Below are 24,840 nucleotides of genomic sequence, written 5' to 3'. Positions count from 1 at the left end.
CGAAGCCGACTTTGGGGGAAGACATGGAATACCTCGGTGGGCGCGTGTGTCGGCGCCAGTGATCAAAACGTGCGCAATTTTAGCGGCAGGGCGGGGGGCCGTTATTTTGACGGTAACGCGGCGCATCGCCCGCGGATGGTGCGTCCCCGTTTCACGGTTGGGCGCCTTGCCGCTCAGGGCCCCGCGCGGCGGTACAGCGCCAGCGTACCCGCGAGCCCGATCAGCAATCCGCCGCAGACGCGGTTCAGCCAGCGCAGGCCCCCGGCCTGAAATGCGCGCACCATCTGCGCGCCCAGCGCCGCGTAGGCCAGCATCACCGCGACATTCATCAGCGCCATGACGCCGGCCAGAATGGCGTACTGCGCCGGCAGCGGCGCGGCGGGGTTGATGAACTGCGGCAGGAAGGCGGACATGAAGAGCAGCGCCTTCGGGTTGGTCAGGGCGACGACGAAGCTGCGCAGCCCCAGGGCCGGCCCCTTCGGCCGGGCGGCGCCGGGCTGCGCGGACGGCAGCACCAGCGCGGCGTCGGAGCGCAACATCTTCCAGCCCAGCCACGCCAGGTAGGCGGCGCCTGCCCACTTGATGATCTGGAAGGCGATTTCGGAGGCCGCCAGCACCACGCCCAGGCCGGAGGCCACCGCGCCGATGAGGATCAGGTCCGCCAGCACCGCCCCGCCCATGCCCCAGCAGGCTGCCCGTACGCCGTGGCGCGAGCCGTTGCTCATGGCGAGCAGGACCGTGGGGCCGGGCGTGATGATCGTCACGGCCGAGGCCAGGATGAAGAGCAGCAGCGTGGCAAGGGTCATGACGGCACTCCGTGGCAGGCGGCCAGTTTGCCGTGGCCGCCGCCGTTCGTCCAGGTCCGGCTACCATAGCGGTCTTATCCTTTGATTTCGCACCATGTCCACGCGTTCCGACTCCCCCCATCTGGCCCCTCCGCTTTCCTCCGTTCTTCTTTCCAGCGCGGGGGTGGTCGAGGGCGTGCTGGATGGCCGTTCCCTGACGGACGCCTTGACCGATGTCGAATCCGCCCTGCGCCCCGCCACCCAGGCCGTGTCGTTCCACGCGATGCGCTACCTGGGCTGGGCCGACGCCGTGGGCCGCGAGCTGGTGCAGCGTTACCCGAGCGTCCTCTTCGAATCCCTGCTGCTGGTGTCGCTGACCCTGCTGAAGGAAGAAGGCGACGCCGCCGCGGCCTTGCCGGGCATGCCCGTATACGCGCCGCACACGGTGGTGGATCAGGCAGTGACGGCGGCGTCCAATACGCGCAGCCTGGCGTCCTTCAAGGGCATGCTCAACGCCTGCCTGCGCCGTTTCCTGCGCGAGCGCGCGGCGCTGGAGGCCGCGGTGGCCGACAGCCCCGAGGCGCAATGGAACCATCCCGGCTGGTGGGTCAAGCAACTGACCGTGGCCTATCCGCAGCAATGGCGCGAGATCCTGGCCTCGGCCAACCTGCCGGCGCCGCTGACCCTGCGCGTCAACCGCCGGCGCGCCAGCCGCGAGCAGGTGCTGGCCGCGTTTCAGGACGCGGGCCTGGCGGCCGAACCCGTGGGCCAGGCCGGCGTGGTGCTCGGCACGCCCAAACCCGTGATGCAATTGCCCGGCTTCGCCGAAGGCTGGTGGTCGGTCCAGGACGCGGGCGCGCAATTGGCGGCCGAGCTGCTGGCGCCCGCCGACGGCATGCGGGTCCTGGACGCCTGCTCGGCGCCGGGCGGCAAGACGGCGCATCTGCTGGAACTGGCCGATATCGACCTGCTGGCGCTGGACGCCGATGCCGACCGGCTGGTCCGCGTGGAGCAGAACCTGGAGCGTCTGGGGCTGGCAAGCAAGCGCGTCCAGATGAAAGCGGCCGACGCCGCCGACCTGGACGCCTGGTGGGACGGCAAGCCCTTCGACGCAGTGCTGGCGGACGTGCCCTGCACGGCCTCGGGCATCGTGCGCCGGCATCCGGACATCCGCTGGCTGCGCCGGGAAAACGACGTGCGCCGCACGGCCACCTTGCAGGCCCGGATTCTTGATTCGCTGTGGTCGACGGTGGCACCCGGCGGCCGCCTGCTCTATGTGACCTGCTCGGTTTTCCCGATCGAAGGCGCGCGCCAGGCCCTGGAATTCCTGCAGCGCCACCCCGAGGCGACACGGCTGGATGCACCCGGTCAATTGCTGCCAGTTGCGGTCGATGCAACACCCGCGGCGCAACACGACGGGTTTTTCTACGCCTTGTTTGCCAAGCAGTCCTGAATCGCCAAGAATAGGGGCATGACGTAGTTCCGGTGCCGTATGTCCATTATTTCGCGCTTAATTCTTGGGTTGTTGCTGGTATCTGCCTTGGTTTCCATAGCGCCGGGTGGCGCAGCTCATGCGTCCGAACCCCGGGTCGCCAGGGTGGAGCCGGTGATTCGCGAGGGCAATCTCGAAATCGACGCGGACATCGAATTTGAACTGAATCAGCAGTTGCGGGACGCCGCCCAACGCGGTGTGCCGCTGTATTTCACCGCCGACCTGACCATTACCCGCGAACGTTGGTACTGGTTCGATGCATCCCTGGTGGACACGTCCCGGACCTGGCGCGTGGTGTACAACGCGCTGACTCGCCAGTGGCGCGCCGGCGTGGGTGAACTGTCTTTCCCGGTAGCCTCGCTGGATGACGCCATGAGCGTGATCCGCCATATCCGCAATTGGCGGGTGGCGGATGCGGCCGATTTCGACGAAGGGGTGGTTTACGGCGGGCAATTGCGCCTGCGCCTGGACACCTCGCTGCTGCCCCGGCCGTTCCAGGTCAATGCCTTGAACAGCAGTTCCTGGGCGCAGGGCACCCCGTGGATGGACTTCTCGTTCAGGCTTGGCGACAAGGAGAAGAATCCCAAATGAGGCTCTTGCTTCGGCTGGCCCTGATGGTTGGCGCCGTGAGCGGCCTGGCGCTGCTGGGCCTGTTGGCATGGTCCACCGGAAACGCCTCGCGCTTTGCCCGCTATTACGACACGCTGCTGGTTCTGAACGGCATTTTTGCGCTGGCGCTCTTCATCTGGGTGGTGGCGTTGACGGTGCGGCTGGCCCGGCAGATTCGCCGCCGGCAGTTCGGCGCCAGGCTGACCGCGCGCTTTTCGCTTGCGTTCGCGCTGATCGGCGTGGTGCCCGGCGCGCTGATCTACACCGTGTCGGTGCAGTTCATGTCGCGGTCGATCGAATCCTGGTTCAACGTGCGCGTGGACACGGCCCTCGAAGCCGGCTTGAACCTGGGCCGCGCCGCGCTCGATTCGCTGCTGGCGGACCTGGACGTGCGCGCGCGGTCCATGGCCATGGAGCTCAATCGCAGCACCGACAGCGGCGTGATGCTTGCCCTGACGCGCCTGCGCGAGGCCAATGGCGTGCAGGAAGCCATGGTGTTCACCGGCAGCGGCCGCATGGTGGCGTTTTCGACCAGCCAATACGGCCAGCTTCTGCCCGCCATGCCCCCTTCCACCGTCATGAACCAGTTGCGGTTGTCGCGCGGATATTCCGCGGCCGAGGCCGATGATCCCGTGACGGCGGGCGCCGAAGGCGGCCTGCACCTGCGCGTGGTGATTCCGCTCAACGGGCCGGACCGGTACGACAATCTGCTGGGGCCGGCCTCGGAGCCCCGTTGGCTGCAGTTGCTGCAGCCGGTGCCCGAGCAGATCGCGCACAACGCCAACCTCGTGCAGCAGGGCTTTCGCGACTACCAGGAACTGGCGCTGTCGCGGCTGGGCCTGCGCAAGCTCTATGGCATCACCCTGACGCTGGCCCTGCTGCTGGCCGCCTTCGGGGCCATCGCGGTGGCGCTGTCGCTGTCCAAGCGTCTGGTGCGTCCGCTGCTCAGCCTGGCGGGCGGCACGCAGGCCGTGGGCGTGGGCGACTACCGGCCGCTGCCCGAACCCCCCGAGCGCGACGAAGTGGGCCAGCTCACCCGCTCGTTCAATGCCATGACGCGCCAGCTCGACGAGGCGCGGCGCATGGTCGAAAGCAATCGCCAGCAGCTGGAACGCTCCAACGTCTACCTGGAAAGCGTGCTCTCCAACTTGTCCTCCGGGGTGCTGGTGTTCGACGAGTCGTTCCGCGTCACCACCGTCAACCAGGGCGCCCAGACCATCCTTGGGGCGGACCTGCGCTCGGTCATCGGCCGTCCGCTCGAGACCGTGGACGGGATGCTGGAGTTCGCCAATATCGTGCGGCAGGCCTTTTCCACCCACGCGGCGGTCGGCTCTGAACGCCAGCACTGGCAGCAGCAGTTCGAGATCGGCCCGGTCCAAGGCGATGGGCTCATCGCGCCGCAGCCGCTCACGCTGCTGGCGCGCGGCACCCATCTGCGGGTGGACGGGCGCGGCAACGGCTACCTGGTGGTGTTCGACGACATCACCGAAGTGATCTCGGCCAACCGGACGGTGGCCTGGGGCGAGGTGGCGCGCCGCCTGGCCCACGAGATCAAGAACCCGCTGACCCCGATCCAGCTCTCCGCCGAACGCCTGGCCATGAAGCTGGAAGGCAAGCTGCCGCCGGCCGAGGCCCAGATCGTCGAGCGCTCCACCAACACCATCGTCAATCAGGTGGCGTCGTTGAAGCAGATGGTGGACGACTTCCGCGAGTATGCGCGTACGCCGCCGGCCGTCATGCAGCGCATCGATTTCAACGCCCTGGTGGCGGACGTGCTCTCGCTGTATGGCTGGGAACCCGACGGCGGCTCGCCGCGCCTGACCGAAAAAGCCTTGAATCTGGACGTGAGCCTGGGGGCCGACCTGCCCGACATCGAAGGCGACCCGACCCAGTTGCGGCAGGTGATACACAACCTGCTGTCCAACGCCCGCGACGCGATCGCGGAGCTGGGCGGGCAGGGGCGCGTCAGCGTGACGACCCAGCTCATGCGCAGCGAGCAGCCCGATCGCGCGGAGCATCAGGCCCTGCGGTTCACGGTTGCGGACACCGGGCCGGGCTTTCCGCCCCAGGTCATGCAGCGCGCGTTCGAGCCCTACGTAACCACCAAGTCCCACGGGACTGGGTTAGGATTGGCAATCGTCCGCAAGATTGTGGAAGAGCATGGCGGACGTATCGACCTTGCAAACCGCAAGGAAGGGGGCGCGCGGATTTCCATCTTGTTGACCCGGCTGGCTCCCGGGTCCGACACTATGGACGCGACCGCGCAAGAAAAGGATAATGCGGCTACGCAATAGGTGGATGCTTTATGGCCAGAATTCTGGTGGTTGACGACGAAGTCGGTATACGCGAGCTTTTGTCGGAAATCCTTTACGACGAAGGACACACGGTCGAACTGGCCGAAAATGCGGCGCAAGCGCGCGCCGCGCGCCTTCGCATGCGGCCCGATCTGGTGTTGCTGGACATCTGGATGCCCGACACCGATGGCGTCAGCCTGCTGAAGGAATGGGGATCGCAAGGTCTGCTCGACATGCCGGTGATCATGATGAGCGGCCACGCCACCATCGATACGGCGGTCGAGGCCACGCGCATCGGCGCCATGGATTTCCTGGAAAAACCCATCACGCTGCAACGTCTGCTGAAGACCGTCGCCGCGGGATTGGCACGAGGGCGGGCTCCGCATCCGGCGCCGGCCGCCGCGCACCCGGCCGCGATCAGCCCGGTGGTGGCCCTGGAAGACGAGCTGGATCCTCCCGTGCAAGCCGCGGCGCCCGTCGGCGATGCCCCGGTGGCCTCCAACGGCCAGCTGGGCAGCATCTCGCTCGACCAGCCGCTGCGGGAAGCGCGCGACGAATTCGAGCGCATCTATTTCGAATACCACCTGGTCAGGGAAAGCCACAGCATGACGCGCGTGTCCGAACGGACCGGGCTGGAACGCACCCACCTCTACCGCAAGCTCAAGCAATTGGGCATCGAGTCGGCGCGCAAGCGCAGCACATGAAGATCCTGATCATGGGCGCTGGTCGCGTAGGCACCAGCGTGGCGGAGAACCTGGTGTCCGAGCAAAACGACATCACGGTCATCGATTCCGACCCCGCCCAGCTTCAGTATCTGCAAGAACACTTCGACCTGCGTGTCGTCCTTGGCGACGGCTCGCAGGTGTCCGTGCTCGAAAACGCGGGCGCGGCCGACACCGACCTCTTCATCGCCTGTGCGGCCTCCGACACGGCCAACATGGTCGCCTGCAAGATCGCGCGCCAGTTGTTCAACATTCCCCGGCGCATCGCCCGGATCCGCTCCGCCGAGTTCCCCGAACATCCGGAACTCATGAGCGAAGACGGTTTCTGCATCGACGCGCTGATCAGCCCCGAACGCAGCGTCACGACCTACCTGCACAGCCTGATCGAGTTTCCCGAAGCCTTGCAGGTGGTGGAATTCGCCGAAGGGCGCGTTTGCGTCGTGACCGTCAGGGTGGGGCATGGCAGCCCGATGGCGCATTCGCCCGTCGACAAGCTGCGCGATGTCTGGCCCGACGTGAAAGCGCGCGTGATCGACGTGCTGCGCGGCGGCCGGCCCCTGCGAGCCGGCAGCGGCACCGTCATAGCCCCGGGCGACGAGGTCGTGCTGGTGGTCGATTCGGACCACGCCCGCCGCGCGGTGCGGCAGTTGCGCGACGCCGAACGGGCCGTGCGCCGCGTGATGATCGCGGGTGGCGGCAATATCGGCCTGCGCCTGGCGCGCCAGCTCGCCGAAGAAAAATACAGCGTCCGCATCATCGAACACGACCTGAAGCGCTGCGAGTACCTGGCGACCCAGCTTCCCGACAGCGTGCTGGTCCTGCATGGCAGCGGCACCGACGAAGCCCTGCTGGAACGCGAGAACATCGAGGACATGGACACCTGGCTGGCCCTGACCAGCGACGACGAGGACAACATCATGTCCTCGCTGCTGGCCAAGCGCCTGGGCGCCCGCAAGGTGATCGCGCTGATCAACCGCCAGGCCTATGGCGAACTGATGCAGGGCAGCCATATCGATATCGCCGTGTCGCCGTCGCAGGCCACCATGAGCGAACTGCTGCGCCACGTGCGCCGCGGCGACGTGGCCGCCGTCCACCGGCTGCGCCAGGGCGTCGCCGAGGCGCTCGAAGCCATCGCCCACGGCGACCGCTCCACCTCCAAGGTGGTGGGGCGCGCGGTGGGGCAGATCAGCCTGCCCAAGGGCGCCAGCATCGGGGCGCTGGTGCGCGGCGAAGAAATCATCCTGCCGGACGCCGACACCGTGATCGAGACCGATGACCACGTGATCGTCTTCGTGCCCTCGCGCCGGCAGATGCCGCGCGTGGAAAAGCTGTTCCAAGTCTCGGCGTCGTTCTTCTGATGCGCGGCCGCCCCTCACCGTCTCGCGGGCCCCGCGCGGCCGGATAAGCCCCATGAAGCGCATCCTGGCCACCCTTTACATCCTGGGCCTCACCATGGTGATGTTCGCCCTCACCATGCTGATTCCGCTGCTGGTCGCGTATGTGGGCGGCGATGCGGCGCGCGAGGCCTTCCTGAACGGCTTTCTGATCTCGGTGGGCATCGGCGGCGGCCTGGCCGCGCTGACCCGCCGCAACCGCAGCGAACTGCGGGCGCGCGACGGCTTCGTGCTGGTGTCGGCGGTGTGGGCCGGCCTGCCTTTGCTGGCGGCGATCCCGCTGCTGCTCTATTTCCATGGCGCGGGGCTGCCGCTGTCGTTCACGGGCGCGTACTTCGAGGCCATGTCGGGGCTGACGACCACCGGGGCCACCGTGCTGACCAACCTGGACGCCTTGCCCGCGTCGATCAACCTGTGGCGCGCGACGCTGATCTGGATCGGCGGCATGGGCATCCTGGTGCTGGCCGTGGCGATTCTGCCCCTGCTCGGGGTCGGCGGGCACCAGGTGGTGCGGGCCGAGACCCCCGGGCCCATGAAGGACGAACGGCTGACGCCCCGCATCGCCAGCACGGCCAAGGCCCTGTACGCGGTGTATTTCGTGTTTTCGATCCTGTGCTTTCTGGCCTACCGGGCAGCCGGGCTGTCCTGGTTCGAGGCCTGGTGCCACATGGCCACCACCATGGGCCTTGGCGGGTTTTCCACCTGGGACGACGGGTTTGCGCATTTCGACTCGGTGGCGGTGGAAATGGTGGCCATGGTGTTCATGCTGATCGCGGGCATCAACTTCGCCACCCACTTCAACGCGTTCCGGCAGCGCAGCCCGCGCGCCTATCTGCGCTGCCCGGAAGCCATCCCTTACCTGGCCGTGGTGTTGGGGGTCGGGCTGGTCATTTCGGTGTTCCTGTACCTGAAGGGCGTCTATGCCGAGCCCCTCGAAGCGCTGCGCTACGGCATGTTCAACACCATTTCCATGGCCACCACCACGGGCTACGCCAACACCGACTTCGCGCAGTGGCCGCTGTTCGCGCCGCTGACGATGCTGCTGTTGTCCGGCTTCGCCACGTCGGCGGGGTCGACCGGGGGCGGGATCAAGATGATCCGCGCGATCCTGCTGGTCAAGCAGGCCCGCAATGAGCTGGTGACCATGCTGCACCCGCACGCGGTCAGCCCTGTCCGGATCAACGGCCGCGCGGTGGAAACCCGGACGATGTCGTCCGTGCTCGCCTTCATGCTGTTCTACGGGCTGTCGATCGCGGTGTTCACCAGCCTGCTGCTGCTGTCGGGGCTGGACCCCATCACGGCCTTCTCCGCCGTGTTCGCCAGCATCAACAACACCGGTCCCGGGCTGGGGCCGGTAGGCCCCATGGGCAACTTCGCCGTGCTGTCCGATTTCCAGATCTGGGTATGCACCTTCGCGATGCTGATAGGCCGCCTGGAGCTGCTGACCGTGCTGGTGTTGTTCACGCCGATCTTCTGGCGCAAATAGGCCGCCCTGGCCGATTTTTTACTGGGGTAAACCCTGATAAGGGTTCTCCCGCCCCCATCTGAAACCCCCTCTCTGTCTGGCTTCGCGGACGCCGCGGGCCGGCAGCCCGCGTCGTTTCTATGTTGTAAGCGCTCGCTCACGTTCTCTCAGAGGGAAAAACCGGATGCTTCGCGATGTTGCACACAAATGTCACGATTTTCATTCTTTTTGCCACAAAGCTGCGGCTATCATGCGTTCACAAGTCGCCGTCTAGTGCCCCCCGGGAGGTTGCCGGGCTTCAAGGTCGAACGGCGCGTACCCTCATCCAAACATTCAAAAGGAGTCCGAGATGGAACAGATCCCGTTCATTTCGTCGGCCCCCAACACCCTGGGCATCGAACTCGAGCTGCAACTGATCGACCCGCGCAGTTTTGACCTTACCGCAGCCTCCGACGAACTGTTGGCCCAGATGGCCAACCACCCCATAGCCGACCGCGTCAAACCCGAAATCACGCGGTCCATGATCGAACTGAACTCCTCGGTGCACGAGCACCCCATGGGCCTGCTGGCCGAAATGCGCGAAATGCGCGACGCTCTGGTCGAGGCGGCCGATGCCGTTGGCGTGTCTGTCGCGGGCGGTGGCGCCCACCCCTTCATGCGCTGGCAAGAGCGCTCCATCTCGGATACCCCGCGCTTCCAGTACCTGGCCGAAATGTACGGTTACCTGGCGCGTCAATTTACGGTGTTTGGCCAGCACATCCACCTGGGCGTGAAAAGCGGCGACGACTCCATCAAGCTGCTGCGCCGCCTGTCGCCCTATGTGCCGCATTTCATCGCGCTGTCGGCGTCGTCGCCGTATTGCGAGGGTGTGGATACGCTGTTTTCGTGCTCGCGCCTGAACGCGGTCAACAGTTTCCCGCTGGCCGGCCACATGCCGCCCGAGGTCAAGGACTGGTACCAGTTCGAAGCCCACCTGGCCCAGCTTCGGGCCTATGGCCTGGCAGAGAGCATCAAGGACCTCTACTGGGATATCCGCCCCAAGCCGGAGTTCGGCACGGTCGAAATCCGGGTCTGCGACACGCCGCTCACGGTGGAACGCGCCTGCCAGATCGCCGCGTTTGCCCAGGCCCTGGCCGTTCTGCTGATGCGCGAGGACGACCCCAACGACAACGCCTGGCTGTCTTACCGCAGCAATCACTTCCAGGCCTGCCGCTTCGGGCTGCAGGGCAGCTATGTGACGCCGGACGGGCAGCGCCTGCGCTTGATCGACCATCTGCGCGCCGTGTTCCAGCGCCTGATGCCGGTGGCCGAAGAACTGGGCACGGGTGACATGATCGCCGCCCTGCGCGACGAGGCCATGCGCAGCGGCAACGATTCGCGCTGGTTGCGCAGCCAGTACCATCGGCTGCGCGATCTGCCGCTGGTGGTGGAAGCCATGTCGAATGCCTGGCGCGGCGAATCGGCGCCTGCCGCCGCCCCCGCCGAGCCCACGGCCGTGCTGCGCCGCCGGAGCCGCGCCACGTCCGAACCCATGCAGGCCCTGTCGGCGTCCGAACCCGGCGTCACCGTGCCGGAACGCCTGCACTAAGCCTGCCCAGCGCGGAGCTCCTGCTCAGGAGTCTCCGCGGTGCCTGCCGCCGATCGCGCTGATGGACAAGCGGGTCTCTCCGGCCCCCGTGCGATGCGCGGCGGCGCGCCAGGCGTGGCCATAGGCCACTTCGATACTCAATCCAATAAGGCCGTCGGGCCGGCGCTGCGCTTCCAGCGCGGCACATAGCCGTGCGCGCCAGTCCCGTCCAACCAGGCCGCCGCGGCGGCCTTCGGCGGGGTTGCCCCCCAGCGCGCGCACGTCTTCCAGCAGCTTTTCCGGGCTACGGTAGGTCAAGGTCAGGAGCTCCTGGTCCATGACCGGGTCCGCGAACCCGTTCTCCACCAGCAGATCGCCGAAGTCATGCATGTCCACGAAGGATGGCGTGGCGGTGCGCAGGCCTGCGTCGGTCAGCGCCTGACGCAGTTCGCGCAGCGTGGCCGGCCCCAGACAGGAGAACATCGCCAGCCCGCCCACTTTCAGGATGCGGCGCCATTCCGCCAGCACGGCGTGCGGCGCGCGGTGCCAGTGCATGGCCAGGTTCGACCAGACCAGCTCCAGCGATTCGGGCGCCAGGCCGGTTTGGGCCAGGTCGGCGTTGATGAAGGCCGGGGCCGCCGGGCCACGGCGGGCCAGCTTGCCGATCCAGGCCGAGAGGCCGGCGAGCGCATGGCGCCTGCGGGCCTGTTCCAAAAGCGGCTCGCAATTGTCCAGGCCCGTGTAGGCGGCCTCGGGATAGCGTTCGCGCAGCAGGGGCAGGTTGTCGCCCGCGCCGCAGCCCGCATCCAGCATGGCCTGCGGTTGCACGCGGATGTACTGCAGGCGCCCCAGCATGCGGCGCGCCACCTCGCCATAGAGGAACTGGGCGTCGGACAGGTCGCCGCGGCGGGCGAACTGCCGGGGCACGTCGGCGCTGACGATGGGCAGGGAGGGAAGCGTTGCGGATTCTGGCAGGGACATTTCGGTCGCGCCCGCGGGGTAGCGCCGGGGCGGAACATGGTTTGATGAGGGATGGCACACATTATTGCGCATCCGGGTCCCAGGGGCCGATTGCCCCTACTGGACATGGGGCGACGGCTGCTGTCGCGCGTAGGCTGCGATTGCCCGCTATGCGGCGCCAGGGTGGCGGGCGCGCGCCTCTGCCCGGGCTGCCAGGCCGACGTCACGGCCGCCCCAACCGGCGCGCCGCCGCGATGTCCCCGGTGCGGCTTGCGGCCGCCGGCGGGTGCAAGCCACTGCGCCGCCTGCCTGGGCGAACCCCGCGCCTTTTCCCGCACGGTGGCGGCGTTCGACTATGAACCGCCGGCCGACGCCCTGATCCTGATGCTCAAGACACAGCTTCGGCTCAGCATGGCGCCGGTGCTGGCGCGGCTCATGGCCGCGGCGGTCCGCGCCGACGCGCCCCTGCCCGCTGGAATCCTGCTGGTCCCCGTTCCGGCCAGTCGGGCGTCCCTGCGCCAGCGAGGCATGAATCCGGCGGCCGAGATCGCCCGCGGCCTGGCGGCGGAGCTGGCCCTGCCCGTGCCCAGCCACGCGCTGGCCCGGCGGCGCGAGACCCCCCGGCAGGCCACGCTGGGCAGGGGCGCCCGGCAGCGGGGCGCGGCCGGCCTGTTCCTGTGTACGGGACGGGTGCGGGGCCGGCATGTGGCCGTGGTGGATGACGTCATGACCACGGGCAGTACCGTCAACGCCGCGGCCCATGCGCTTCTGAAGGCCGGCGCGTCCAGCGTGACAGTGCTGGTGGCCGCGCGTACGCCCTGAGCCGCCAGGGTGGGGCGGTCCACGGGGCGGCCTACGCGGCCGGGCACGGCAAATCGGCGACAATCACACCCTTGCGGCCGCTTTCCGGCCGCGGCCCACTTCATCTTTCTACCCGCCATGTTCCACGTCATCCTCGTCTGCCCGGAGATCCCTCCCAATACCGGCAACGCCATCCGGTTGTGCGCCAATACGGGGGCGCAATTGCACCTGGTGCGTCCCTTGGGCTTCGAGCTGGATGACGCCCGCATGCGGCGGGCGGGGCTGGACTATCACGAATGGCAGCCGGTGCGTGTGCATGACACCCTGGAAGAAGCGCTGGCGGATACCGGCGCGGCGCCATCCAGTATCTACGCGCTGACCACCCAGGCGCAGCGCAGCGTGGCCGACATCAGCTTCAAGCCGGGCGACGTCTTTGTGTTCGGCCGCGAAACGGCCGGCCTGTCGGAGGAACATCAGGCGATGTTCGCGCCGCAGCAGCGGCTGCGGCTGCCGATGCGGGCCGGTCAGCGCAGCCTGAACCTGTCGAATGCCGTGGCGGTCACGGTGTTCGAAGCCTGGCGGCAGCAAGGCTACGAAGGCGGTTCATAGCCGCGGGGCGGGGAGCTGGCTCGTTACAGGCGCCGGCAAGCCGGCGCCCGGGCGCTCAATCCAATGACAGCTTGAGCTTTTCGATCACCTGATCCCAGCGCGCCTTTTCGTTCTTGATACGCGCGGTCAGGGCTTCGGGCGTGGACGGGGCGGGCGTGAAGTACTGCAGCGCAAGCTGCTTGCGGACCGCCTCGCTGCCGATGACGCGGGCCAGTTCGCTATTGAGCCGTTCGACGATGGGCGTGGGCGTACCGGCCGGCACCAGCACCGCGTTCCAGGAAATGGCCTCGAAGTCCGGGTAGCCTTGCGAGGCCATGGTGGGGACGCCAGGCAGCGCGTCGCTGGGTTGCAGGCTGGTCACGGCCAGCAGTTTCACCTTGCCGTCGCGTGCCTGGGGCACGGCGATGGCAGGCACCATGAAGCCGGCCTGGACGTCGCCGCCGATGATGGCGGTGATGACCTGCGGAAATCCGGAATAGGGGATGTGAGCCAGGTCGATGCCGGCGCTTTCCTTGAACATCTCCATTGCCAGGTGGGCCGAGCTGCCGGGGCCGACCGAACCGTAGTTCAGCGCGTTGCCGCGGCCTTTCACCAGTTTGACGAAGTCCTGGAGGTTGTCCGTCTGCAGGCTGCCCGGCACGACCAGCACGTTGGGACTGGTGCCCACCAGGGAGACCGGATCCAGATCGGTCAGCGGGTTGTAGCCCAGTGTCTTCTTATATAGCGTGGGGGCGGTGACCAGCGGGCCATTGATCGTATAGAGCAGCGTATAGCCGTCGGGCTTGGCCTGCGACACCATGCGCGTGCCGATATTGCCGCCCGCGCCCGGCTTGTTGTCGATCACGATGGGCTGGCCCAGCGCCTGGGACAGCGGCTCGGAGATGGTGCGCGCGAGGATGTCGGGAGACGAACCGGGCGGGAAGGGCACGACCATATGGATCGGGCGGTCGGGCCAATCCGCCTGGGCGGCGGCAGGCAGGACGGCGGCCAGGCTCAGGCACAGGCCGCGCAGCAGCGGGCCGACCCGGAATTTGCGGGTTTGCATCATGCAGGATGTCTCCTCGGGGTAGTGTGTGGTGTCTTGTTGTCGTTGAAGGGCCAGGACGTCCGGCCTAGGCGGCGCCGGACGGGTCGCCCGGCGGGTCGTCCGAATCGGAGCGTTCGTAGCGGGCGTCGCGGGCCAGCAGGGCGGATACCGCCGTCATGGGCGCCACGCCTTCGAACAGCACGGCGCACACGGCCTCGGTGATCGGCAGTTCGACATTGATGGCGCGGGCGCGTTCCAGCGCGGCGCGGGCGCAGCGCACGCCCTCGGCGGTGATGCCGCTGGCCAGGATGTCCGCAAGTTTGCGGCCGGCGCCAATTTCCAGGCCGACGCGCCGGTTGCGCGACAGTTCGCCGGTGGCGGTGAGCACCAGGTCGCCCAGGCCGGTCAGGCCGGCGAAGGTCTCGGGCTGCGCGCCCAGCGCCACGCCAAAACGGGTCATTTCGGCCAGTCCGCGCGTGATCAGCGCGGCGCGGGCATTGGTGCCCAGCGCGAGTCCGTCGCAGATGCCGCAGGCGACGGCGATGACGTTCTTCAGCGCGCCGCCCACCTCCACGCCGACCAGATCGGTGCTGGCGTAGACGCGCAGCGCCGCGCCGTGGAAAGCGGCGGTGGTGGCTTCGCGCAAGGCGGGGCTGCTGCTGGCGACGGTCAGCGCCACGGGCAGGCCCTGAGCGACTTCGCGTGCGAACGACGGGCCCGACAGGGCGCCGCCGGTTGCGCCGGGCAGGGCCTCGCGCATGATTTCATGGGGCAGCCTGGCCGTGTCGGCTTCGAAGCCCTTGCACGTCCAGACGATAGGAGTGTCCTGCAATCCGAGCGCGGGAAGCCGGCGCGACAGGTCGCTGCAAATGGCGGTCAGCCCGGCGACCGGCACGCCCAGCACGATCAGGCGGCGGGCGCCGTCGTCCTGCAGGCCGCGCAGCGTGGCGTCGAGATCGGAGGAGATGTGCAGCGCCGGGGGCAAGGAAACCCCGGGGAGGTAGCGCGCGTTCTGGTGTGTGGCGGCCATGTCGGCCGCCTGCGTGGCGTCGCGCGCCCAGAGCTGGGTGGGGTGGCGGCGGCTGGCGGCCGCCGCCAGCGCGGTGCCCCAACTGCCCGCACCCAGGACGGCGACGCGCAAGCGCGGCTGAGCGGGTTGGTTCATGGGGCGCCGCGGCGTGCTTACTGGCGGGTGGCGCCGGGCGGCAGGATGATGCCCGAGTCGCTGCCGTTGGCGCCGCTTTGCTGCTGTTGCAGTTCGGCAATGCGCTGCTCGTACAGGGCCTGGAAGTTCACTTCGGTCAGGTGCAGCGGCGGCATCGAGGTGCGGGTGATCGCATCGGCGATGTTGGCGCGCAGGTACGGGTAGAGCATCGTGGGGCAGACAATGCCCAGCAGCGGATCGAGCTGTTCCTCGGGGATGTTCGAGGCTTCGAAGATACCGGCTTGCGTGCCTTCGACCAGGTACACGACCTTGTCGTTGATGCGCGTGGTGACGGTGACGGTGACCGTGGTTTCGAACACGGTTTCGGCCAGGCGCTGGCCGCCCACGGTGATGCTCACTTCGACCTGGGGCGCTTCCTGCTCCAGGAAAATGTGCGGCGCGTTCGGCATTTCCAGCGAAAGGTCTTTCAGGTAGACGCGTTGCAGATTGAACGAGGGCGCGTCGTTGCCGCCTTCTTGCTGGGTGTTTTGGTCTTGATCAGCCATGAGTGTTTCCGTTGGAGGGAGAGGCAAAAAGGGGCGATTAGCCGTTCAGCAGGGGGGCAAGGCCACCCGAGCGGTCCAGGGCCATCAGGTCGTCGCAACCGCCGACATGGGTATCGCCGATGAAGATTTGAGGCACGGTGCGCCGACCGGTGCGTTCGATCATGACATCGCGCTGGGACGGTTCCCGGTCGATCTGGATGATCTCCAGGTCGGCCACGCCGCGCTGCTCCAGCAAAGCCTTGGCGCGCGCGCAATAGGGACAATAGTCCTTGCTGTACATGACTACTTTGTTCATAGGCGCTCCTGAGGGTACGAGAATAGGTAGATGGGGGCGCGGCCCCCGGGTTCAACCCTTCTGGGTTACCGGCAGGCTGGCGGCCGACCAGGCGCGCATGCCGCCGTCCAGCGGCACGACGTCCGCGAAGCCCTGGGCGCGCAGCTTGGCGGCGGCGCGTGCCGAATCACGGCCATTGTCGCAAACGACGACCAGCGGCTTGTTCTTGGGCAAGGAACTGGCCTTCTGTTCCAGATCGGCCGCCGGCACGTTGCGCGCCTGGGCGATGTGGCCGGCCTGGAATTGCTCGACGGGGCGCACGTCGACCCAGACGGCATTGCGCTGGTTGACCATCTGGATGGCTTCGGTCGTGCTGACGGCCGATCCGGTCCGGCCCTTGCGCAAGGCGGGAATGGCCAGCATGACGCCGGAAACCACCGTAACGGCGACAATGAAGATGTTGTTTTTATCGAGCAAGAATTGCAGAAGATCCACGGGGCATCCTGTAGTGCGTCGACTAGTGCGTCGACTAGCCTGGTATGGGCGAACCCTGATGCGCCGCGTCCGGGAAGTGGACGGGTGCGCCGGGGCAAAATCAAGGGCAAAATCAGTCAATTATAAAATGAGCGCATTCTTTAACCATCCTCTAACTTTAACCCGCGCCGCAAGCGTGCCAAACCATGCATAAACTCGTTCTGATGCGCCACGGCGAAAGCCAGTGGAATCTGGAAAACCGCTTCACCGGCTGGACCGACGTCGACCTGACCGAAACCGGCCGCGAACAGGCCTTCAAGGCCGGCGAATTGCTCAAGAAAGAAGGCTATACCTTCGATCTGGCCTACTCGTCGGTGCTCAAGCGCGCCATCCGCACCCTGTGGATCGCCCTGGACGCCATGGACGCCATGTACACCCCCGTGGGCGTGACCTGGCGCCTGAACGAACGCCACTACGGCGCCCTGCAGGGCCTGAACAAGGCCGAAACCGCCGCCAAGTATGGCGACGAGCAGGTGCTGGTCTGGCGCCGTGCCTACGCCATCGCCCCGGAGCCGCTGTCGCTGGACGACGAGCGCCACCCCCGCTTTGACAGCCGCTACGCCAAGATCCCCGCCGATCAGTTGCCCGCCACCGAGTGCCTGAAGGACACCGTGGCCCGCGTGCTGCCGTTCTGGAACGAATCCATCGCCCCGGCCATCCGCTCGGGCCGCAAGGTGCTGGTCGCCGCTCACGGCAACAGCCTGCGCGCGCTGATCAAGCATCTGGACAATGTGTCGGATGACGACATCGTCAACCTGAATATTCCGACCGGCCAGCCCCTGGTCTACGAATTGGATGATGACCTGCGCCCCATCCGCCACTATTATCTGGGCGATGCCGCCGAGATCGAGGCGGCCATGGCTGCGGTGGCAGCCCAGGGCAAGGCCAAGAAGGACTGATATCTCTATGCGTCGCACGGCAGGGTTGTTGTTGGCGGTCATGTTGGCCAGTGGGGCGTTGTCGGCTCGCGCCGCGCCCAATGACCTTGCCGGGCGCCAGTCCGACGCCGAAAAGCAGCAGGCCGCCTTGCGCGACCGCATCGAGACGCTGCAAAAGGACATCGATGGCCGCGAGGCCGCCCGCAAGGAAGCGGCCGATGCGCTCAAGCAGTCGGAATCGTCCATCTCCAAGATCAACCTGCGCCTGAAGGAACTGGCCGATGCCAACCGCCAGGCGCAGGCGGACCTGGCCAGCCTGGAAAAACAGATCGGCGCGCAAGAGGCCGTGCTGGCCAAGCGCCGCGTCGAACTGGCCGACCAGCTCCGCACCCAATACACCAGCGGCCTGTCGCCCTGGACGGCGCTTCTGTCGGGCGACGATCCCCAGGTGCTGGGCCGCAACCTGGGCTACCTGGATTACGTGTCCCAAGCCCGGGCCAGCGCCGTGCAGGCGCTGCGGACGGATATCGACCGCCTGGCTGCCCTGCAGGGCCGTGCCGACGCCCGGCGCGCCGAGATCGAACAAGTCGTCGCCGAAACCTCCGAACAGAAGACCGCGCTGGTCGGGCAGCAGAAAGAGCGAGCCACGCTGCTGGCCCAGCTTGAAGGGCAGATCGCAGCCCAGCGCGCCGAGGCCAACAAGCTCGGGCGCGACGACCAGCGCCTGTCGCGCCTGATCACGGATCTGGATGCGGCCATCGCCAAGCAGATCGAAGAGGCCCGCAAGGCGGAAGAGGCGCGCAAGAAAGCCGAAGAAGCCCGCCGGGCCGAGGAAGCGCGGCGCGCGGCCGAAGAGGCCAAGAAGCGCGCCGAGGCCGAGCGCCGGGCCGACGAGGCCCGCAGGAAGGCCGAGGCTGACCGCAAGGTCGCCGCGGACAGCGCCCGCCGCGACCGCGACACCCGCGAGGCCCAGGAAGCCGCCCAGGCGCGCGAACAGGTCGAGGCGGCCGCCCGCCAGGGGCGCGGCCCCGTGGCCGTGGCCGACCCGGACGCCGCCGGATTGCGTCCGGCTGACCAGCGGCAGACCCGCGTGACCGGTCCCGCCGAGACGCCTCCTCCTGTAAAACCCGCGGATCCGCCCAAAAAGACGGAACCCACGGACGAGTCCACCACTCCAACCCGCGGCGCGCCGGCCCAGCAGACCGCCCGCGCGGCGCCGGTCGGCGGGGGCAACGGCCTGCGCCATGGGCTGACGATGCCGGTGCGCGGCCAGGTGCAGGGCCGCTTCGGGGTGGACCGCCCGGACGGCGGCGTATGGCGAGGCGTGGTGCTGCGCGCGGCCGAGGGAACGCCCGTCAAGGTGGTGGCCCCCGGCACGGTGGTCTACGCCGATTGGCTACGCGGTTTCGGCAATCTCATCATTGTGGATCATGGGCAGCAATACCTCACCGTCTATGCTTACAACCAAAGCCTGCTCAAAAGGGTGGGAGATTCGGTGACGGGTGGCGATACTATCGCTACGGTAGGGGCAACCGGCGGCCAAGTGGAATCCGGCCTATACTTTGAAATTCGCCATCGTGGCGCTCCTGTGGACCCAGCCCAGTGGCTGGCCCAGTAGATTGACATCGATGGCAAAAGCATCGTTGGCAAATACATCGTTGGCAAATAATTCGGGAAGTGTGCATGGGCACTCGTAAGTTTCGCGGTTTCGGTCTGATTGCCATCGGTGCGGTGGCTGGTGTGTTGTTAAGCGTGGGCGTGACTGCGGTCGCCCAGCGCGGCAGCCCCCTGCCTCTGGACGAGCTCAGGCAACTGAGCAATGTATTTGCCGCCATCAAGAACAACTACGTCGAGGCCGTCGACGACAAGACCCTGATCGACAATGCCATCTCCGGCATGGTGTCGAACCTGGATCCCCACTCCGCCTATCTGGATGCCGATGCGTTCCGCGAAATGCAGACCGCGACCCAAGGCGAGTTCGGCGGCCTGGGCATCGAGGTCGGCGCGGAAGACGGCTTCGTAAAGGTGATCTCGCCCATCGAAGACACGCCCGCCGCGCGCGCCGGCGTGATGGCTGGCGACCTCATCATCAAGATCGACGACACGCCCACCAAGGGCATGACGCTGAACGACGCCGTCAAGCTCATGCGCGGCGCGCCCAAGTCGCCGATCACGCTGACCATCATGCGCGCCGACCGTCCGCAGCCGATCGTGCTGAAGATCGTTCGCGACATCATCAAGGTGCGCAGCGTGCGCAGCAAGATGCTGGACAACGGCATCGCCTACGTGCGCGTCGCCCAATTCCAGGAAAAGACCGGCGCCGACCTGGCCCGTCAACTGAAGGAACTGGGCGCGAAAGAACCGCCCAAGGGCCTGGTGCTGGACCTGCGCAACGATCCGGGCGGCCTGCTGACCAGCGCCATTGGCGTGTCCGGCGCGTTCCTGCCGCCTGACGCCCTGGTGGTGTCCACGGACGGCCGCACGCCGGACGCCCGCCACAAGTACATGGCCACGCCTTCCGAATACGCCCGCGGCGAAAGCAACTACCTGTCGGGCCTGCCGGCCTGGACCAAGACCGTCCCGATGGTCGTGCTGGTCAACGTGGGTTCGGCTTCGGCGTCCGAGATCGTGGCCGGCGCGCTGCAGGATCACAAGCGCGCCAAGGTGCTGGGCAACCGCACGTTCGGCAAGGGCTCGGTGCAGGTCATCCTGCCGCTGTCCGAAACCACCGCGGTCAAACTCACCACGTCGCGCTATTTCACGCCCAGCGGCCGTTCCATCCAGGCTACCGGCATCGAACCCGATTACGTGGTTGCGGATACGGCGGAAGGCGATCTGTTCCGCCTGCCCCGCGAAGCCGACCTGCAACGCCACCTGTCCAACCAGCAGACCGCCAACGAAGTGAAGTCCAGCGCCGATCAGGACGCCCCCGATCTGCCGGCCAAGGTGTTTGAATTCGGCGGCAAAGATGACTTCCAGCTTCAGCAGGCCCTGAACCTGCTGGCCGGCAAACCGGTGCAGAAGGGCTCCGCCCGCGCCCAGGCCAAGGCCGACGCCAAGGCCGGCGGCGGAACGCCGCAGCGCATCAAGATCACGCCGACCGGAGTCGAGCCCAGCAAGGACAAATGAACGACGAGCAACTGCTGCGCTACGCCCGCCACATCCTGCTGGACGAAATCGGGATCGAAGGGCAGGAAAAACTGCTGGCGGCGCGTGTGCTCATCGTAGGGGCGGGAGGCCTAGGGTCGCCCGCCGCGCTTTACCTGGCGACCGCCGGCGTGGGCGACATCACGCTGGCCGACGACGACGTCGTGGAACTCAGCAACCTGCAACGCCAGATCCTGCACACGACCGCCAGCGTCGGCCGCCCCAAGGCCGAATCCGGGCGCGACATGCTGGCCGCGTTCAATCCCCAGACCCGGGTCCATGCGCGCGTCGAACGGCTGAAGAGCCAGGCCCTGTCCGACGCCGTTGCGCAGGCGGACGTGGTGCTCGACTGCACCGACAATTTCACGACGCGGCACGCCATCAACCGCGCTTGCGTCCAGCATCGCAAGCCCCTCGTGTCCGGGGCGGCGATCCGCTTCGACGGCCAGGTCAGCGTGTACGACCTGCGCGACGACAACGCGCCTTGCTACCACTGCCTGTTTCCCGAGGCCGACGAGGTCGAGGAAGCCAATTGCGCCACCATGGGCGTCTTCGCGCCGGTGGTCGGCATCATCGGCAGCATGCAGGCCGCCGAAGCCCTGAAACTGCTCTCGGGCGTGGGCGAAAGCTTGTCCGGCCGCTTGCTGTGGCTGGACGTGCGCACCATGCAATGGCGCAGCGTGAATGTGCAGCGCGACCCCGAATGCGCGGTGTGCGGCCATCGCGGCCACGGGTGATCCCCGGCCGTATTGCCCCCAAGGACAATACTAAAGGTTTCAAATACCTGCTATAACGCCAGCCAGCCTACTGAAATCGGGTAGAGGGCCATGGACGTGACGGCGTGGATATAGGACTTAAGTTCAGCTTGCCCAAATGGCGGCTGACGCGTTGGCTGACGCATTGCGGGCAAGACACGCCCGAGGATATCCGCGCGGCGCTGATCGCCAGTCTGTTCGGTACGCTCCCCATCTTTGCGGGCGGGGTCATCAACACCTTGATGATCGCCGGCGTGGTGACCTGGCGCCGTCCGGAACCGCTGTATGTCTCATGGCTGATCCTGGAACTGGTGCTGGCCATCGTCCGGGTGACGGTCCTGCGCAGGGCTCTGAGCGCCGCGCGCACAGGCGGCAACACCCATACCGACTTCTATATCCTGCTGGCGCTGCTGTGGGCGTTCAGCGTGGGCTACGGCGTCTTCATCACCTTCATCAACGGCGATTGGCTGGCGGCGACGCTGGCGGGGGTGTCATGCGGCGCCATGGCCGGGGGCATCTGCTTTCGCAATTACGGCGCGCCCCGGCTGGTCGGGGTCATGATCTTCCTGAGCATGGGGCCGATGTGCCTGGGCGCGCTGTTCACCGGCGAATACGTGACGGCCATCGTGTTCATCCAGATTCCTTTCTACCTGATCAGCATGAGCATTGCTTCACACCGGCTCAACCGCATCCTGGTGTCCACCATGCTGGCCGAACGGGACAGCGACCGGCGGGCCAGCGAGGACGCGCTGACCGGCCTGGCGAACCGCACGGGACTGCAAGCGGCGCTGGAGCGGGTGTGCAGCAGCGAGCGTGGCCACGACAGCGCCGCCGCGCTGCTGTACATGGACATGGACGACTTCAAGCGGATCAACGACACCCACGGCCACGCCGGAGGGGACCATGTGCTCAAGACCATTGCCGAGCGCATGCGCGCCATGCTGCGGGTGGATGATGTGGCCGCCCGGATCGGCGGCGACGAATTCATTGTGCTGGTGACCGGCATCGATGCCACCGCCGCCTTGCGCTTGGGCGAACACCTGCTTCGCGACGCCTCGCAGCCCATTACGCTGGCGGACGGCACGCGTGTCAGCGTGGGTCTGTCCATCGGCATTTCGATCATGTCGGGCGCCAATCGAACGCCCCAGGCGGCGTTGAACTCGGCGGACGCCGCCCTGTACCGTGCCAAGGCGCAAGGCGGCCGGCGCTGCGTTGTCGACGTGGTAGCCCAGCCCGAGGGCGAACCGCTGCCCGGCGGCGCCTCCGTCGCGGCCTGAGGGCCGCATAGCGTTCCCTGTCGCAGCACCCAATCCGGGGGGCAATTCGCCGAAAGTTATCAGATAACCTGAAAAGTCTGCTTATAATCGGCGCATGTTGACCAAGAGCCTAACCCTTACCGAGCAGGTCGCCCGGCGGATCGCCGGGGAGATCGCCGATGGCGTCCACGCCGTCGGCGCCAAACTCCCCCCGGGGCGCATTCTGGCGGAAAAATACGGCGTCAGCGCCGCCGTGATCCGTGAAGTCACCGAACGCCTGCGGGCGCAGGGACTGATCCAGAGCCGCCAAGGCTCCGGCAGCACGGTCGTCTCGCGCACGGGGGTGCAAGGCTTCCAGGTGTCTTCCGGCATCGCCGTGAACCGCGAACAATTGGCCAGTGTCTACGAATTGCGGATGGAACTTGAAGGCGGCGCGGCCGCCCTTGCGGCGGTCCGCGGCAACGCCGCCGATCTGCACGCAATGGAACAGGCGCTGGCGGCCCTGGAAGCCCACCTGGAGCATCCGGAGCAGGGCGTCGAGCACGACATCGCTTTTCACGTCGCCATCGCGGCCGCCACGCACAACCGCTATTACCAGGATCTGCTGCAGTACCTGAACCTGCAACTGCGCCTGGCGGTCAGCACCGCCCGGTCCAACAGCCGCCTGCAAGAGGGGCTGACCGCCGCCGTCCACCGCGAGCACGTGGCCGTGTTCGAGGCCATCCGCGCGCGCGATCCCGAAGGCGCACGGCTTGCCGCCATCCTTCACCTGCGGCAGGCGGCCCACCGCCTGCAACTCGATCCACTCTTTCCCGCCGCAAAGCAAACATCATGAGCGCATCCGACTTTCCCCAACGCCTGGTCCAAGCCCTGGGCCCCGACACCGTCTTCACCGCCCAGGCGGATATCGCCCCGTGGCTGTCCGACTGGCGCGGCCTGTACAACGGCCAGGCTCAGGCGGTGGTGCGCCCACGCACGACCGCCGAAGTCGCTACTTGCCTGGCGCTTTGCCAGGCGGCCGGCGTGCCGGTCGTGCCGCGCGGCGGCAACACCGGCTTATGTGGCGGCGCCACCCCGGACGGCGGCGCCGGCAACGTGGTGCTCAGCCTGGACCGCATGAACGCGGTCCGCTCGATCGATACCGTGGCCAACACCATGGTGGCCGAAGCCGGCGCCATCCTGGGAAATCTGCGCCGCGCGGCACAGGACGCGGGACGCCTGCTGCCCCTCAGCCTGGCCGCGGAAGACTCCAGCCAGATCGGCGGCAACGTGGCGACGAATGCCGGCGGCGTGAACGTGGTGCGCTACGGCATGGCGCGCGAACTGGTGCTGGGTCTTGAAGCGGTCTTGCCGACGGGCGAGATCTTCCACGGCCTGCGCACCCTGCGCAAAGACAACACGGGCTACGACCTGAAGCAATTGCTCATCGGCTCCGAAGGCACGCTGGGCGTGATCACCGCGGTGGCCTTGCGCTTGTTTCCGCGTACCGACGTGCGCTCGGTGGTCCTGGCCGCCGTGGAATCCCCCGCCCAGGCCTTGCAGCTTTTCGAGATCCTGTTCGAGCAATGCGGCGCGCGCCTGCAGGCGTTCGAATATTTTTCCGGCGACTGCCTGGAACTGGTGCTGACGCATGCCGAAGGCGTGCAGGAACCGTTCGACCAGCGCTATCCCGCCTACGTGCTGGTGGAACTGGCCGATACGGCGGACGAAGCCGGGCTGAACACGCTGCTGGAAAACGTGATCGGCACGGCACTGGAACGTGGCCTGTGCCTGGACGCCGCGGTATCGGCGTCGCTCGCGCAATTGCAGACGCTGTGGAAGCTGCGCGAAGAAATCTCCGAGGCGCAACGCGCCGATGGTCCGCATCTGAAGCACGATGTTTCGCTGCCCATCGAACGCATTCCCGATTTCATGGTGTCGGCCGAAGCCCGCGTACGCGCCCTGTACCCGGACGTCCGCCCCTTCATCTTCGGCCACTTTGGTGACGGCAACCTGCACTACAACCTGTCGCGGCCGGCGGGAGCCGAGCGCACCTGGGTGTCGGAGCATGGGGCGGCGATCACGGATGCCGTGCTGGATGAGGTGAATCGCTATGGCGGGAGTATTTCCGCGGAACATGGAATCGGGCAGTTGAAGCGGGAGCATTTCTTGCATAGCAAGGATGCTGTGGAGTTGCGGTTGATGCGGGAGATCAAGAAGGTGATGGATCCTGCGGGGATTATGAATCCGGGGAAGCTGCTTTAAGGGGGCTGGGTTTCGTTCGGTGTTCGTGGGCTTTTCTTGGGGTTTGGATTTTTGGAGGGGCTTGTCGAAGATCTTTGTAGGTAGCGGCAGGTCTTTGTAGTTGCACCCGGTCTTCGTAGGTGCGCCCGGTCTTTGTAGGTAGCACCGGATCTTTCTTTGTCGCACAAGATCTTCGTAGGTCGCCCCGCGGCGCGGTCGCCGTGGCTGCGAGCGCCCACGATTGCGGTCCGGAGCGTTCGCTCCGGACTGCCCTAGGCGGGCCCCCCCGTCGTCATCCTCGTCCAGGCCTTCGGCCTTCCCTTCGGATTCCCTCGGGC

23 protein-coding genes are annotated in these 24,840 nt (G+C 67.0%); 16 read left to right on the top strand and 7 right to left on the bottom strand.

Going from position 1 to position 24,840, the window contains the following annotated elements:
- Positions 1 to 173: 173 nt before the first annotated feature.
- Positions 174 to 806 carry a LysE family translocator gene (locus ASE30_RS18150; RefSeq protein ID WP_057285660.1) on the bottom strand — a complete coding sequence of 211 codons (633 nt, stop codon included), beginning with the start codon at positions 804 to 806 and terminating at the stop codon, positions 174 to 176.
- A 94-nt stretch (positions 807 to 900) separates the two neighbouring features.
- Between ASE30_RS18150 and rsmB the strand changes: the two genes are divergently transcribed.
- From rsmB to ASE30_RS18115, 7 genes are all read left to right on the top strand, one after another.
- Positions 901 to 2,238: a 16S rRNA (cytosine(967)-C(5))-methyltransferase RsmB gene (rsmB, locus tag ASE30_RS18145; RefSeq protein WP_057285659.1), complete on the top strand. Its 1,338-nt coding sequence runs from the start codon at positions 901 to 903 to the stop codon at positions 2,236 to 2,238.
- A gap of 39 nt (positions 2,239 to 2,277) precedes the next feature.
- Positions 2,278 to 2,868 carry a DUF4390 domain-containing protein gene (locus tag ASE30_RS18140; RefSeq protein WP_082601628.1) on the top strand — a complete coding sequence of 197 codons (591 nt, stop codon included), beginning with the start codon at positions 2,278 to 2,280 and terminating at the stop codon, positions 2,866 to 2,868.
- The gene (locus ASE30_RS18135) at positions 2,865 to 5,180 is read left to right on the top strand and encodes an ATP-binding protein (protein ID WP_057285658.1); all 2,316 of its coding nucleotides are present in this window, start codon (positions 2,865 to 2,867) and stop codon (positions 5,178 to 5,180) included. The genes ASE30_RS18140 and ASE30_RS18135 overlap by 4 nt, the downstream gene beginning before the upstream one ends.
- An 11-nt stretch (positions 5,181 to 5,191) precedes the next feature.
- Complete coding sequence (locus tag ASE30_RS18130) at positions 5,192 to 5,884, top strand: response regulator (protein ID WP_057285657.1); 693 nt, start codon at positions 5,192 to 5,194, stop codon at positions 5,882 to 5,884.
- A complete protein-coding gene (gene trkA / locus ASE30_RS18125) occupies positions 5,881 to 7,260 on the top strand; it encodes a Trk system potassium transporter TrkA (protein WP_057285656.1) in 1,380 nt (459 codons plus the stop codon). The genes ASE30_RS18130 and trkA overlap by 4 nt, the downstream gene beginning before the upstream one ends.
- 52 nt (positions 7,261 to 7,312) lie before the next feature.
- Complete coding sequence (locus tag ASE30_RS18120) at positions 7,313 to 8,782, top strand: TrkH family potassium uptake protein (protein ID WP_057285655.1); 1,470 nt, start codon at positions 7,313 to 7,315, stop codon at positions 8,780 to 8,782.
- Between the two features lie 328 nt (positions 8,783 to 9,110).
- Positions 9,111 to 10,349 (top strand): YbdK family carboxylate-amine ligase, encoded by a 1,239-nt coding sequence (locus ASE30_RS18115; protein WP_057285654.1) that lies wholly within the window; start codon positions 9,111 to 9,113, stop codon positions 10,347 to 10,349.
- 24 nt (positions 10,350 to 10,373) lie between these two features.
- Here the strand turns inward: ASE30_RS18115 and ASE30_RS18110 are convergent, their stop codons facing one another.
- On the bottom strand, positions 10,374 to 11,309 hold the full coding sequence (locus tag ASE30_RS18110; protein ID WP_057285653.1) for a methyltransferase domain-containing protein: 936 nt from the start codon (positions 11,307 to 11,309) through the stop codon (positions 10,374 to 10,376).
- A gap of 90 nt (positions 11,310 to 11,399) precedes the next feature.
- Between ASE30_RS18110 and ASE30_RS18105 the strand changes: the two genes are divergently transcribed.
- On the top strand, positions 11,400 to 12,110 hold the full coding sequence (locus tag ASE30_RS18105) for a ComF family protein (protein ID WP_369819338.1): 711 nt from the start codon (positions 11,400 to 11,402) through the stop codon (positions 12,108 to 12,110).
- Between the two features lie 117 nt (positions 12,111 to 12,227).
- Positions 12,228 to 12,698, top strand: a complete 471-nt coding sequence (locus ASE30_RS18100; RefSeq protein WP_057285651.1) for a tRNA (cytidine(34)-2'-O)-methyltransferase — start codon at positions 12,228 to 12,230, stop codon at positions 12,696 to 12,698.
- 55 nt (positions 12,699 to 12,753) lie between these two features.
- On the opposite strand, the gene ASE30_RS18095 is transcribed toward ASE30_RS18100, so the two are convergent.
- The 5 genes from ASE30_RS18095 to ASE30_RS18075 form a co-directional block, all read right to left on the bottom strand.
- On the bottom strand, positions 12,754 to 13,746 hold the full coding sequence (locus ASE30_RS18095; protein WP_057285650.1) for a tripartite tricarboxylate transporter substrate binding protein: 993 nt from the start codon (positions 13,744 to 13,746) through the stop codon (positions 12,754 to 12,756).
- Positions 13,747 to 13,810: 64 nt separating this feature from the next.
- Positions 13,811 to 14,890 (bottom strand): NAD(P)H-dependent glycerol-3-phosphate dehydrogenase, encoded by a 1,080-nt coding sequence (locus ASE30_RS18090; protein ID WP_057285649.1) that lies wholly within the window; start codon positions 14,888 to 14,890, stop codon positions 13,811 to 13,813.
- A gap of 17 nt (positions 14,891 to 14,907) precedes the next feature.
- Complete coding sequence (gene secB, locus ASE30_RS18085) at positions 14,908 to 15,435, bottom strand: protein-export chaperone SecB (protein WP_057285648.1); 528 nt, start codon at positions 15,433 to 15,435, stop codon at positions 14,908 to 14,910.
- 37 nt (positions 15,436 to 15,472) lie between these two features.
- A complete protein-coding gene (grxC, locus tag ASE30_RS18080; protein ID WP_057285647.1) occupies positions 15,473 to 15,730 on the bottom strand; it encodes a glutaredoxin 3 in 258 nt (85 codons plus the stop codon).
- Positions 15,731 to 15,781: 51 nt separating this feature from the next.
- Positions 15,782 to 16,204, bottom strand: a complete 423-nt coding sequence (locus ASE30_RS18075) for a rhodanese-like domain-containing protein (protein WP_057285646.1) — start codon at positions 16,202 to 16,204, stop codon at positions 15,782 to 15,784.
- A 185-nt stretch (positions 16,205 to 16,389) separates the two neighbouring features.
- Between ASE30_RS18075 and gpmA the strand changes: the two genes are divergently transcribed.
- The 7 genes from gpmA to ASE30_RS18040 all read left to right on the top strand — a co-directional run bounded on the left by gpmA (position 16,390) and on the right by ASE30_RS18040 (position 24,523).
- Positions 16,390 to 17,142, top strand: coding sequence for a 2,3-diphosphoglycerate-dependent phosphoglycerate mutase (gene gpmA, locus ASE30_RS18070; RefSeq protein ID WP_057285645.1), 753 nt, complete (start codon positions 16,390 to 16,392; stop codon positions 17,140 to 17,142).
- Between the two features lie 7 nt (positions 17,143 to 17,149).
- Positions 17,150 to 18,739: a murein hydrolase activator EnvC gene (locus tag ASE30_RS18065; RefSeq protein ID WP_057285644.1), complete on the top strand. Its 1,590-nt coding sequence runs from the start codon at positions 17,150 to 17,152 to the stop codon at positions 18,737 to 18,739.
- Between the two features lie 65 nt (positions 18,740 to 18,804).
- A complete protein-coding gene (locus tag ASE30_RS18060) occupies positions 18,805 to 20,250 on the top strand; it encodes a S41 family peptidase (RefSeq protein WP_057285643.1) in 1,446 nt (481 codons plus the stop codon).
- The gene (locus ASE30_RS18055) at positions 20,247 to 21,005 is read left to right on the top strand and encodes a molybdopterin-synthase adenylyltransferase MoeB (RefSeq protein ID WP_057285642.1); all 759 of its coding nucleotides are present in this window, start codon (positions 20,247 to 20,249) and stop codon (positions 21,003 to 21,005) included. The genes ASE30_RS18060 and ASE30_RS18055 overlap by 4 nt, the downstream gene beginning before the upstream one ends.
- 104 nt (positions 21,006 to 21,109) lie before the next feature.
- Positions 21,110 to 22,300, top strand: coding sequence for a diguanylate cyclase (locus ASE30_RS18050; protein WP_057285641.1), 1,191 nt, complete (start codon positions 21,110 to 21,112; stop codon positions 22,298 to 22,300).
- A 94-nt stretch (positions 22,301 to 22,394) separates the two neighbouring features.
- Entirely contained in the window at positions 22,395 to 23,114 is a 720-nt protein-coding gene (locus ASE30_RS18045) for a FadR/GntR family transcriptional regulator (RefSeq protein WP_057285640.1), read from the top strand.
- On the top strand, positions 23,111 to 24,523 hold the full coding sequence (locus tag ASE30_RS18040; RefSeq protein WP_057285639.1) for an FAD-binding oxidoreductase: 1,413 nt from the start codon (positions 23,111 to 23,113) through the stop codon (positions 24,521 to 24,523). Before ASE30_RS18045 ends, ASE30_RS18040 begins: the two co-directional genes overlap by 4 nt.
- Positions 24,524 to 24,840: the final 317 nt, after the last annotated feature.

Source organism: Achromobacter sp. Root83 (assembly GCF_001428845.1).
Lineage (GTDB): Bacteria > Pseudomonadota > Gammaproteobacteria > Burkholderiales > Burkholderiaceae_B > Achromobacter.
Note: the sequence above shows the minus strand (reverse complement) of the source record. Positions and strands in the feature narration are given on the sequence as shown.